The following is an 11740-nucleotide window of genomic DNA, read 5'->3' as shown; positions in this document are numbered from 1 at the left end:
CTCAGGCCTGGGCCTTGGCGCAGGGGCCGGCGACCGGCGCCTGCAGGTCCAGCGCCTTGGCGGCCAATTCCTCGGCATCGAGCCAGACGCGGCCGTCCTCGAGCTTGCAGGCGAAGGTTGGCGTACACCCTTCATCGGGGGCGCGGGCGTGGCCGTCGGCCAGGCTGATGGTCTGGTTGTGCAGCGGGCAGGCCACGCCGTCGCCGTAGACGATGCCCTGGCTGAGCGGCCCGCCCTTGTGCGGGCAGCGGTCAAGCAGCGCAAAGACGCGGTCGTCGCCGGTGCGGAACAGCGCCACCGGCATGCCCCGGGCGCGGGCGACGCGGCGCGCACCCAGGCGCGGCAGCTCATCGAGCGAGCAGACGGCGGTCCAGTCCTTCATGCGATCTCCTTCACGTTGCTCGGCGCCGCCACCGGCTCGAACTGGCTCAGGTCGACGCGCGCCTGCTCGAAATCGAACCAGGGGTCGGGCTCACCGTCGAGGCTGAACTGCAACTTCTCCCACAGCGCGCGCCGGCCCTGTTCGTCGTCGAGGATGCGCTTCTTGACCGTGTCCAGGCCGACGCGGTTGATGTAGTGCACCGTGCGTTCGAGGTACCAGCCTTCCTCGCGGTAGAGCTGCAGGAAGGCGCCGCTGTACTCCAGCACCTCGGCGGGGGTCTTGAGCTTGACGAGGAAGTGCGCCACCTCGGTCTTGATGCCGCCGTTGCCGCCGATGTGGATCTCCCAGCCGGAGTCCACGCCGATCACGCCCACGTCCTTGATGCCGGCCTCGGCGCAGTTGCGCGGGCAGCCGCTCACCGCCAGCTTGACCTTGTGCGGCGCATACATGCGCCACAGCGCGCGTTCGAGATCCTTGCCCATCTGCGTGCTGTCTTGCGTGCCGAAGCGGCACCACTCGCTGCCGACGCAGGTCTTCACCGTGCGCAGCGCCTTGGCATAGGCGTGGCCGCTGGGCATGCCGATGTCCTTCCACACGCCGGGCAGGTCTTCCTTCTTCACGCCGAGCAGGTCGATGCGCTGGCCGCCGGTGACCTTGACGGTGGGGATCTTGTACTTGTCCACCGCGTCGGCGATGCGGCGCAGCTCGCTGGCGCTGGTCTCGCCGCCCCACATGCGCGGGATCACGCTGTAGCTGCCGTCCTTCTGGATGTTGGCGTGGCTGCGCTCGTTGATGTAGCGGCTCTGCGGATCGTCCTGGGCCTCCTTGGGCCAGCTGCTGAGCAGGTAGTAGTTGATCGCCGGGCGGCAGCTGGCGCAGCCGTCGGGCGTGCGCCAGTCCAGCGTGCGGTGTACATCTGCAATGCTCAGCAGATGGCGCTCGCGGATGGCCTCGCGCACCGCCTGGTGGCCAAGATCGGTGCATCCGCATAGGGCCTTGGTCTTGGGCGTGGCGCTGTAGTCGCCGCCGGCCGTGAACATCAGCAGCTGCTCCACCAGGCCGGTGCACGAGCCGCAGGAGGCGCTGGCCTTGGTGTGCTTGCGCACCTCGTCCAGCGTAAAGAGGCCCTTCTCGCGTATGGCCTTGCAGATGCTGCCCTTGCTGACGCCATTGCAGCCGCAGACCTCGTCGCTGTCGGCCATGGCCGCGGCCTTGCTGTGGCCCTGGTGGCCGAGGTCGCCGATATTGCTTTCGCCGAACATCAGCTTGTCGCGGATGTCGGCGACGCGGCGGCCGTCGCGCAGCAGCTTGAAGTACCAGCTGCCGTCCACCGTGTCGCCGTAGAGGCAGGCGCCGACCAGCTTGTCGTCCTTGATCACGAGCTTCTTGTAGACGCCGCCGACGGCGTCGCTCATCACGATCTCCTCGAACCCCTCGCCGCCGGTGAAATTGCCGGCCGAGAAGAGGTCGATGCCGGTGACCTTGAGCTTGGTGCTGGTCTGGCTGCCGGTGTAGCGGCCGATGCCGAACTGCGCCAGGTGGGTGGCGCAGACCTTGCCCTGCTCGAACAGCGGCGCCACCAGGCCGTAGGCGATGCCGCGGTGGGCGGCGCACTCGCCCACCGAATAGATGCGCGGGTCGGTGATCGTCTGCATCGTGTCGTTGACGACGACGCCGCGGTTGCAGTGCAGGCCGGTCGCCTCGGCCAGGGTGGTGTTGGGGCGTATGCCGGCGGCCATCACCACCAGGTCGGCCGGGATTTCCTGGCCATCCTTGAAGCGCACCGCCATCACCCGTCCCTTGTCGTCGGGGATCAGGGCCTCGGTCTGCGCGCCCATCATGAAGCGGATGCCGCGCTCTTCCAGCGATTTCTGCAGCAGCTTGCCGGCGGTGTCGTCGAGCTGGCGCTCCATCAGCCACGGCATGATGTGGACCACGGTGACCTGCATGCCGCGCCGCATCAGGCCGTTGGCGGCCTCCAGGCCCAGCAGGCCGCCGCCGATGACGACGGCGTGCTTGTACTTGGCGGCCGCATCGATCATGGCCTGGGTGTCGGCGATATCGCGGTAGGCCAGCACGCCCTGCAAGTCCTTGCCCGGCACCGGCAGGATGAAGGGGCTGGAGCCGGTGGCCAGCAGCAGGCGGTCATAGGGCGCCTGGGTGCCGTCGGCCGCGTACACGATGCGCTTGACGCGGTCGATGCGCTCCACCGTCTTGCCGGCGTGCAGCGTGATGCCGTGTTCGGCATACCAGCTCAAGGGGTTGAGCACGATCTCGTCCAGCGTCTGCTCGCCAGCCAGCACCGGCGAGAGCAGGATGCGGTTGTAGTTGGGGTGGGGCTCGGCGCCGAACACCGTGATCTCGTAGAGATCGGGGGCGATCTTCAGCAGCTCTTCCAGCGTGCGCACGCCGGCCATGCCATTGCCGATGAGCACCAGTTTCATCTTCTTCATGGAGTCCTCTCGTGTCCTCTTGTGCAGAGGGCTGCGACGCGGGTTCAGAAATACCAGGCGACGACGGCCGCCACGCGGCCGGCGCGCAGCACCGGCAAGGCGATCAGCGTCTGCAGGCCGGCCACCGGGGACTCGCCGATGCGCGGCACGCCGCTGGCCAGGGCCTGGCCCAGGGCGCCGCTGCCGCTGGCCACGCGCTCGTCGAAATGCCCGCTGTCCAGCGCGCCCGCGGTCTCGCAGAAGCCTTCGCGGCGCAGCAGGTAGCTGCCGGCCTCATCGGGCAGCCAGGTCTCGAAGCGGCGCACGATGGGCGTGGCCAGGGCCGAGAGAAAGGCCATCACATAGTGGCAGCCGTCGGCGGCGCTGCAGGGCAGGGCAAAGCCGCGGTTGATGCCCACCTTCTGAGCGCTGTCGGCGCGCAGGAAGCGGCCGCCCTTGCCGAGGTCGGGCATGAAGACCGGCAGGCCGCTCTCCCAGGCCAGGCCGGGCAGGCCCGTGCCCTTGCGGAAGGCGGTGCGGCGCGAGATGAACTCGAAGGCCTCGGCGGTCTGGCCATAGTGGCCGCCGTCCAGCGTGAGATCGCGCGATTCGGCCGGGTCGTTGCGCCACAGCTCGATGGCGCCGGCCACGTCGCGGCTGCTGCTGCCGCAGAAGATCAGCACCACCGCCTTGAGCCTTTCGCCGTCGAACAGGGGCAGGGCGATGGCGCAGCTCAGGCCCTCGGCCTGGGCCGCCTGGGTGCGGCGGAAGACCGAGCCCTCCAGGCTTTCGAGCACGATGGGCCGGCCAGTCTCCCAGGCCTGGCCCGGCAGGCCCTCGCCGCGGCCGAAGCACATGTGGTGGCTGAGGGCGCCGAAGTGGCGGGCGCTGCCATAGTGGCCGCCGCCCAGCACCAGCAGCGAGCCTTCGGCCTCGGGTTCCCAGACCTCGACAACGCGGATGAAGGTGTCGGCGGGCTGCATCAGGCGGCCCTCTCGACGTGGCTGTGGCGCATGTAGAGGAAGTCGATCACCTCCTTGCGGTATTGCACGTAGGCACGGTCCTCGACCAGCTCGACGCGGTTGCGCGGCCGCGGCAGGTCCACCCGCAGCACCTCGCCGATGGTGGCGGCGGGGCCGTTGGTCATCATCACGATGCGGTCGGACAACAGCACCGCCTCGTCCACGTCATGGGTGACCATCATCACGGTGGCGCCGGTGCTGGCCACGATCTTGGTCAGTTCGTCCTGCAGCCGCGCTCGCGTGAGCGCATCCAGCGCGCCGAAGGGCTCGTCCATCAGCAGCATCTTGGGCTCCATCGCCAGCGCGCGGGCAATGCCCACGCGCTGCTTCATGCCACCCGAGATCTCGTGCGGGCGCTTGGCGGCGGCGTGGGCCATGCTCACCAGTTCCAGTGCGGCCTGGGCGCGGGCGCGGCACTGGGCCTTGCTCTCCTTCTCGCCGAAGACGCGCTCCACCGCCAGCAGCACGTTGTCCAGGCAGCTCAGCCAGGGCAGCAGCGAATGGTTCTGGAACACGACGCCGCGGTCGGGCCCCGGGCCTTCGAGTTCGCGGTCGTCAAGCAGCAGCACGCCCTGGGTGGGTGTGGTCAGGCCGGCCACCAGGTTGAGAAGGGTCGACTTGCCACAGCCCGAGTGGCCGATCAGCGTCACGAACTCGCCGCGCTGCACGTCCAGCGAGATGTCGCGCAGTGCCACGAAGGGCCCCCGCCTGGTGGCGAAGCTCATGCCGACATCGGCGATCTGCAGCATCGGCCTGGTGGTCTTGCCGGTTTTGCCCATGATGGCCTGCTCCTTCAGTTGTATTCGAAGCGTTTGGCCACCGCCATCAACGCCCATTCGAGCAGCAGCCCGACGATGCCGATGACGAAGATGGCGACGATGATGTGGGCGACGTTGAGGTTGTTCCACTCGTCCCAGACCCAGAAGCCGATGCCGACGCCGCCGGTCAGCATCTCGGCCGCGACGATGACCAGCCAGGCCGTGCCGACGCTCAGGCGCACGCCGGTCAGCAGATAGGGCATCACCGAGGGCAGCAGGATGCGCGTGGCGATCTTCCATTCGCTGAGCTTGAGCACGCGCGCCACGTTCAGGTAGTCCTCGGGCACACGCTGCACGCCGACCGCGGTGTTGATGACCATGGGCCAGATCGAGCAGATGAAGATGGTCCAGATGGCCGCCGGGTTGGCCGACTTGAAGACCAGCAGGCCGATCGGCAGCCAGGCCAGCGGCGACACCGGCTTGAGCAGGCTGATCAGCGGCGACACCATGCGGTTGAGCAGGGCGAAGCGGCCGATCAGGAAGCCCAGCGGAATGCCCACCAGCGCCGCTAGGCCGAAGCCCAGGCCCACGCGCTCGAGCGAGAACAGGATGTTCCAGCCTATGCCCTGGTCATTGGGGCCCTTGCTGTAGAAGGGGTCGGCGAAGAGCTTGACGGCGGCGTCGAAGGTCGCGGCCGGGGTCGGGAAGGGGCCGCCCTTCATCGTCAGCAGGGCCCAGATGCCGACCAGCAAGGCCATGCCGGCCAGCGGCGGCAGTACGCGGGCCAGCGGGCCGCGCCAATCGATGGGATCGCGCACGCGGGCCGGGGCGGTGGGCACCGCAGCCGGCGCCGCGGCGGCTTCGCCGCGCTTGGCCGGTGCGGCCGGTGCGGCCGGCGTGGCCTCGAGCGGGGAGTGGAAGACGGCACTGACCATGGCGATGCTCCTTGTGCTCGGGGCTCAGGCCGCGGCGGCGGCGCGGACCTTGAAGCCGTCGGCGTACTTGGCCGGGTCCTTGCCGTCCCAGACCACGCCGTCGACCAGCTTGCTGCTGCGCAGCTCACTCTTGGGCAGGCTCACCTTGGCGGCGGCGGCGCCTTGCTTGTAGAGCTCGGTCTGGTTGATGGACTTGGCCACCGCCAGGTAGTCGGGGTGGTCCTTGAGCAGGCCCCAGCGCTTGTGCTGGGTGAGGAACCACATGCCGTCGCTGAGGTAGGGGAAGTTCACCGCGCCGTCGTCGAAGAACTTCATGTGGTGGGGGTCGTCCCAGGTCTTGCCCAGGCCGTTCTGGTAGCGGCCCAGGATGCGCTGGTTGATGGCGTCGGCGCTGGTGTTGACCCAGGATTTCTCGGCGATGGTCTCGGCCATCTTGTTCTTGTTCTGCAGGCCGGCGTCGATCCAGCGGCTGGCTTCCAGCACCGCGGCAATCACCGCGCGGCAGGTGTTGGGGTACTTCTTCGCGAAATCGCCCGTCGTGCCCAGCGCCTTCTCGGGGTGGTCGCGCCAGATGTCCTGCGTGGTGGTGGCGGTGACGCCGATGCCGTCGATGATGGCGCGGTGGTTCCAGGGCTCGCCGACGCAGTAGCCGTCCATGTTGCCGACGCGCATATTGGCCACCATCTGCGGCGGCGGCACGGTGATGACCTTGGCGTCCTTGACCGGGTTGATGCCCACGCTGGCCATCCAGTAGTACAGCCACATCGCGTGGGTGCCGGTGGGAAAGGTCTGGGCAAAGGTGTATTCGCGCTTCTCGCTGGCCATCAGCTTGGCCAGGCTGGCGCCGTCGACCGCGCCCTTGTCAGCGAGCTTCTTGCTCAGCGTGATGGCCTGGCCATTGCGATTGAGGTTCATCAGGATGGCCATGTCCTTCTTCGGCCCGCCCACGCCCATGTGGACGCCGTAGATCAGGCCCCACAGCACATGGGCCATGTCGAGCTCGCCATTGACCAGCTTGTCGCGCACGCCGGCCCAGGAGGCTTCCTTGGTCGGGATGATCTTGATGCCGTACTTCTCGTCGAACTTCAGCACCGAGGCCATCACCACGCTGGCGCAGTCGGTGAGTGGAATGAAGCCAATTCGCACCTCTTTCTTTTCGGGTGCATCCGAGCCCGCAGCCCAGGCGCCGGTGCTCACGGCCGACCCCGCACCCACGGCCAAGGCGGCCGACCCCTTGATGAATTGCCTGCGCTCTTCACTCATCAGACCCTCGCGTTCGTTCATGCTTCACTCCCGACAAGACAAAAAGAAAATGGCGTCGCGACTGCCAACCCAGCCCTGAGGCGGGGGTGACGGTCGGACGCCATTGCCCGAATCCAAGTGGCCCTCACACGCCGTTGTGCGCGGGCCTTGCCTTGTCCAATGCACGCGGCGTGCCAGGACTTGGAAGGGTCAAAGGGTGGTCTTTGGGCCGCATCAAGCCCCGTGACTGCACCAGCAGGGCGCCGGGGTGGTCTCGGTCTGCTTCGTCGTGGTGCGCTGCACCATGACGGCGTGCAGGCTCAGCCAGCGGGCCGCAGCAGGTCGCGGGCGTCGACGATGCGTTCGGCCGCCTGCGCCAGACGCTGGCCGCGGTCCATCGCCAGCTTGCGCAGATGGCGATAGGCCTGCTCCTCGGACAGGCCGATCTCGTCCATCAGGATGCCTTTGGCGCGCTCGATCAGCTTGCGGTCGGCGAGCTGGGTCTGGGCCGCGTCGAGTTGCTCGCGCAGGCCGCGCTCCTGCTCGAAGCGGGCGATGGCCACCTGCAGCACCGGCATCAGGCGCTGCGGCGCCAGGCCGGCGATGACGTAGGCACTGACGCCGGCCTTGAGCGCCTGCTGCATGGGCTCGGCGCTGGCGTCCTCGGTGAACACCACCACCGGGCGCGGGTTGTGCGATGACAGCGTGGCCAGGTTCTCCAGCGTGTCGCGCCCTGGTGATTCGGCGTCGACGATCACCACGTCGGGCTGCAGGCGCAGCACGCAGTCATGGATCAGCAGCGCCTGGTCGACCACGCCCACCACAAGGTGGCCCAGCCGCGCCAGCTCGTCGCGGATCGCTGTGCTGCGGTGGGCGCCGTCGTCGATGAGCAGGACGCGCAGCGGTGCTTGCGAGGCGGGGGCGGGCGAGGGGGTGTCCACGGGGGAGCGTCTGCAAGTTCCGCGCCGACGGAGCGCCCCTACCCGGCCCGCCGCCGCGCCAGCAGCAGCACGGGCCACAGCCACAGGCTGGCCAACCACAGCGCGACGCGGCCGGCGCTGAGCGGGCGCGTTTCGTGGCGCGCCACCTTGGCGAACAGCACGCCGGCGCCCACCACCAGATAGACCAGCAACGCGGCATAGACGGCAACGCGGCCGCCATAGCCGGTGCCCAGTGCATCGCCCACCCAGCGCCCTGCAAAGGCGGCGGCGGGCACCGACAGCAGCAGGGCCAGGCCGACGCCGGCCAGCGCGTGGCGCAGCTTCCAGAGCGGGTCGTTGTCCATCATGCGGCCCGCCGTGGCCCGCGATTCAGGGGGGGTGGGGCGGCGTCGGGCAGGCCCCACTTCTCACAAAGCACTTTCAGTGCTAACTGCAAGTGCTTCATTTTGAAGGATATTTTTCGCTGAAGTGCTTGCAAGACCGGGTGTAAGTACTTGATTTGATTGATTTTTCGATGGCCGAGTCGTTGACCCGCCGACGGCGCCGGATTAAAGTGGGGAAAAGTGCATTTCAGTGGGGGTTTGTGTCTGCTTTTGCTTTTCGGGGTGGCCCGGTACTGACCTTGGACGCGAAGGGGCGGATCACCGTGCCCGCGCGCCATCGCGACGTGCTGATGGCCACCGTGAGCGGGCAGATGGTGGTGAGCAAGAACCCCGACGGCTGCCTCTCGCTGTATCCGCTGCCGGTGTGGGAGCAATTCGAGGCCGAACTGCTCAAGCTGCCGCTCGAGGCCGAGGGCTGGCGCCGCCTGTACGTGGGCAGCGCCACCGACGTCGAGATCGACAGCGCCTCGCGCGTGCTGGTGCCGCCCGAGCTGCGGGTCTGGGCCGGTCTGGAGCGCGAGGTCAAGTTCATGGGCGTGGGTTCGAACTTCGAATTGTGGGACTCCGCCCGCTACGAGGCGCGCGAGACCGCGCTCATCGCCGCCGGCCGCCCCGAAGTCCTGCGCAACCTCGTCATCCGCTGACCCCACCGAGACCAGCGATGAACGCCGCCCCCGCATGGCAGCACCGCAGCGTATTGCTGGCCGAAGCCGTGCAAGCCCTGGTGACGCGCGACGACGGCATCTACGTCGATGGCACCTTCGGCCGCGGCGGCCACGCACGCGCCGTGCTGCAGCGCCTGGGCCCGCGCGGCCGCCTGCTGGCCTTCGACAAGGACCCCGAGGCCGTGGCCGCGGCGGCCGACATCATCGACGCCCGCTTCAGCATCCACCACGGCAGCTTCGGCGAGATGGCCGAGACCCTGACCGGGCAGGGCGTCGCCCAGGTTGCTGGCGTGCTGCTTGACCTGGGCATCAGCTCGCCACAGATCGACAACCCGGAGCGCGGCTTCAGCTTCCGCTTCGATGCACCGCTGGACATGCGCATGGACACCACGCGCGGCGAGACGGCGGCCGAGTTCCTGCAACGCGCCGATCAGCGCCAGATCGAGGAGGTGATACGTGAACAAGGCGAAGAACGGTTTGCTTTTCAGATTGCAAAGGCGCTTGTCGCTCGCCGCGAAAGCGGGGCTGCCGTTCGAAGCACCGGCGAGCTGGCCGCACTCGTGGCTCGTGCCGTCAAAACCCGCGAGCCGGGCCAGGACCCTGCAACGCGCACGTTTCAGGCTCTTCGGATTCATGTCAACGCCGAGCTTGAAGCGCTGCACCAAGGCCTGAGCGCGGCGCTGGCCCTGCTCGAGCCGGCCGGGCGGCTGGTGGTGATCAGCTTCCATTCGCTGGAAGACCGCATCGTCAAGACCTTCATCGCGCGTGAAAGCCGCGACGAGGTCGACCGCCGCGCCAAGATGGCGCCGCCGCGTGCCATGCGGCTGCATGCGCTGGGCCGCGTCAAGCCCGGCGCCGAGGAAGTGGCGGCCAACCCGCGCGCCCGCTCGGCGGTGATGCGCGTGGCCGAACGCACGGCGGTGGTGTCGTGACCAAGCTCAACATCCTGCTCTTCGCTGCGCTGCTGGCCAGCGCGCTGGTGCTGGTGCGCACGGCCTATGAATCGCGCCGCGTCTTCGCCGAGATCGACCGCGCCCGCCAGGAAGGCGCCCAGCTCGACGCCGAGTACAAGCGCCTGGACGCCGAGCGCCAGGCCCAGGGCACGCATCTGCGTGTCGAGAGGGTGGCGCGCGAGAAGCTGAGCATGCGCACCGCCACGCCGGCAGTGACGGCCTATGTCGCCGACCCGGTGGCCTCGGAGGCCGCGCGATGAGCCGCAGCACCGCCAACAGCGTGCGCAGCGTCAACTACGCCACCAGCCCGCTGCTGGCCAGCAAGACGCCACCCTGGCGTTCGCGTTTCGTCGTCTTCCTGGTCGGCCTGGCCTTCCTGGTGCTGTTCGGCCGCGCCATCCACCTGCAGATCTGGGCTACCGATTTCTACAAGGCGCAGGGCGAGAAGCGCTTCGTCCACAAGCAGGCCCTGCCGGCCAGCCGAGGCCGCATCGTCGACCGCAACGGCCTCGTGCTGGCCACCAGCGTGGCCCTGCCCTCGGTGCAGGTCGACACCAAGCTCTTTGCCGCCGATGCGGCGCAGCGGCGCCTGCTGGCGCGCCTGCTGGCCATGACGCCGGCCGAACTGGACGACAGGCTGGCGGTCGCCGGGGGCACCGTGATGCTGCGTCGTCATCTGGAAGAGGCCGCCTGGCAGCAGGTCAAGGCCCTGGGCCTGAAGGGCGTGAGCGAGCTGCGCGAATACAAGCGCCGCTATCCCGAAGGCGAGGCCGCGGCCCATGTGGTGGGCTTTACCAACATCGACGATGTCGGCCAGGAAGGCATAGAACTCGGCTTCCAGAGCCATCTGCTGGGCCAGGCCGGCCAGCGCACGGTGCTGCGCGACCGCCTGGGCCGCGTGGTCGAGGACGTGGGCGACCAGGCCGATCCGGTACACGGACGCGACATCACGCTGGCCATCGATTCCAAGGTGCAGTTCTTCGCTTGGCAGCGCATGCGCGACGCTGTCAAGGAGCACAAGGCCAAGGCCGGCAGCGTGGTGGTCATCGACACCCGCACGGGCGAGGTGCTGGCGCTGGCCAACTACCCGAGCTACGACCCGGCCGACCGCAGCAACCTGAGTGGCGCCCAGCTGCGCAACCGCGCGCTCACCGATGTCTTCGAGCCGGGCTCGACGATGAAGCCGCTGGTGGTGGCGCTGGCGCTGGAGACCGGCCGCGTGAAGGTGGACACCGTCATCAACACCGCGCCCGGCAGCCTGGTCGTCGGGCCGCTGGTGGTGCGCGACGCACACCCGCATGGCGCGTTGACCGTGCAGGAAGTGATCCAGAAGTCCAGCAACATCGGCGCCGCGCGCATTGCGATGCAGATGCCGGCGCGCGAGCTGTGGGAGTTGTTCAGCGGCGTGGGCTACGGCCAGAAGCCGCAGATCGCCTTTCCCGGCGTCGTCACCGGCCGCCTGAAGCCCCACAAGAACTGGCGCCCGGTGGAGCAGGCAACCATGGCCTATGGCTACGGCCTTTCGGCCAGCCTTCTGCAGATGGCGCGCGCCTACACGCCGCTGGCGCGCGACGGCGACGTGATCCCGCTGACCCTGCTTCGCCCCGAGGCGGGGCTGGCCCCAGTGCAGGGTCACAAGGTGCTGTCGCCGGCCACCGTGTACGAGGTGCGCAAGATGCTGCAGATGGCGGCCGGCCCCGGCGGCACCGCCACCAAGGCCCAGACCATAGGCTATTCGGTGGGCGGCAAGAGCGGCACGGCGCACAAGCAGGAGGGCAAGGGCTACGCCAGCAACAAGTACCGCGCCTGGTTCGTGGGCATGGCGCCCATCGTCGAGCCGCGCATCATCGTCGCGGTGATGGTCGACGAGCCCAGCAACGGCAAGCACTACGGCGGCGATGTCGCCGCGCCGGTGTTCAGCCAGGTTGTGCAGCAGACGCTGCGCATGATGAACGTGACACCCGACATCGACGTCAAGGCGCAGATCAGCGCCAAGCCGGTGGCCGCCGAGCCGGAGAGCTTCTGAC

12 protein-coding genes are annotated in these 11740 nt (G+C 68.5%); 4 read left to right on the top strand and 8 right to left on the bottom strand.

Annotation, left to right across the window (positions count from 1 at the left end):
• Position 1: 1 nt before the first annotated feature.
• The 8 genes from nirD to JMV16_RS05690 form a co-directional block, all read right to left on the bottom strand.
• The gene (nirD, locus tag JMV16_RS05725; protein ID WP_201493225.1) at positions 2-382 is read right to left on the bottom strand and encodes a nitrite reductase small subunit NirD; all 381 of its coding nucleotides are present in this window, start codon (positions 380-382) and stop codon (positions 2-4) included.
• A complete protein-coding gene (gene nirB / locus JMV16_RS05720) occupies positions 379-2835 on the bottom strand; it encodes a nitrite reductase large subunit NirB (RefSeq protein ID WP_201493224.1) in 2457 nt (818 codons plus the stop codon). Before nirB ends, nirD begins: the two co-directional genes overlap by 4 nt.
• 44 nt (positions 2836-2879) lie before the next feature.
• Positions 2880-3797 (bottom strand): GAF domain-containing protein, encoded by a 918-nt coding sequence (locus JMV16_RS05715; protein WP_201493223.1) that lies wholly within the window; start codon positions 3795-3797, stop codon positions 2880-2882.
• Entirely contained in the window at positions 3797-4561 is a 765-nt protein-coding gene (locus tag JMV16_RS05710; RefSeq protein WP_201493299.1) for an ABC transporter ATP-binding protein, read from the bottom strand. The genes JMV16_RS05715 and JMV16_RS05710 overlap by 1 nt, the downstream gene beginning before the upstream one ends.
• Positions 4562-4629: 68 nt before the next feature.
• Complete coding sequence (ntrB, locus tag JMV16_RS05705; protein ID WP_201493222.1) at positions 4630-5529, bottom strand: nitrate ABC transporter permease; 900 nt, start codon at positions 5527-5529, stop codon at positions 4630-4632.
• A gap of 24 nt (positions 5530-5553) precedes the next feature.
• Entirely contained in the window at positions 5554-6813 is a 1260-nt protein-coding gene (locus tag JMV16_RS05700; RefSeq protein WP_236580375.1) for a CmpA/NrtA family ABC transporter substrate-binding protein, read from the bottom strand.
• Positions 6814-7091: 278 nt separating this feature from the next.
• On the bottom strand, positions 7092-7712 hold the full coding sequence (locus JMV16_RS05695; protein ID WP_201493221.1) for an ANTAR domain-containing response regulator: 621 nt from the start codon (positions 7710-7712) through the stop codon (positions 7092-7094).
• A gap of 38 nt (positions 7713-7750) precedes the next feature.
• On the bottom strand, positions 7751-8059 hold the full coding sequence (locus tag JMV16_RS05690) for a hypothetical protein (RefSeq protein WP_201493220.1): 309 nt from the start codon (positions 8057-8059) through the stop codon (positions 7751-7753).
• A gap of 236 nt (positions 8060-8295) precedes the next feature.
• Here JMV16_RS05690 and JMV16_RS05685 point away from each other — a divergent pair, with 236 nt between their 5' ends.
• From JMV16_RS05685 to JMV16_RS05670, 4 genes are read left to right on the top strand one after another with little or no spacing between them, the layout of a single operon-like run.
• Positions 8296-8739 carry a division/cell wall cluster transcriptional repressor MraZ gene (locus JMV16_RS05685; RefSeq protein WP_236580384.1) on the top strand — a complete coding sequence of 148 codons (444 nt, stop codon included), beginning with the start codon at positions 8296-8298 and terminating at the stop codon, positions 8737-8739.
• Between the two features lie 17 nt (positions 8740-8756).
• Complete coding sequence (gene rsmH, locus JMV16_RS05680; RefSeq protein ID WP_201493218.1) at positions 8757-9692, top strand: 16S rRNA (cytosine(1402)-N(4))-methyltransferase RsmH; 936 nt, start codon at positions 8757-8759, stop codon at positions 9690-9692.
• A complete protein-coding gene (gene ftsL, locus JMV16_RS05675; RefSeq protein ID WP_201493217.1) occupies positions 9689-9973 on the top strand; it encodes a cell division protein FtsL in 285 nt (94 codons plus the stop codon). The genes rsmH and ftsL overlap by 4 nt, the downstream gene beginning before the upstream one ends.
• Positions 9970-11739, top strand: a complete 1770-nt coding sequence (locus JMV16_RS05670) for a peptidoglycan D,D-transpeptidase FtsI family protein (RefSeq protein ID WP_201493216.1) — start codon at positions 9970-9972, stop codon at positions 11737-11739. Before ftsL ends, JMV16_RS05670 begins: the two co-directional genes overlap by 4 nt.
• Position 11740: the final 1 nt, after the last annotated feature.

Source organism: Rubrivivax sp. A210 (genome assembly GCF_904426505.1).
Classification (GTDB): domain Bacteria; phylum Pseudomonadota; class Gammaproteobacteria; order Burkholderiales; family Burkholderiaceae_C; genus Rubrivivax.
This window is presented reverse-complemented; position numbering and strand designations above follow the sequence as displayed.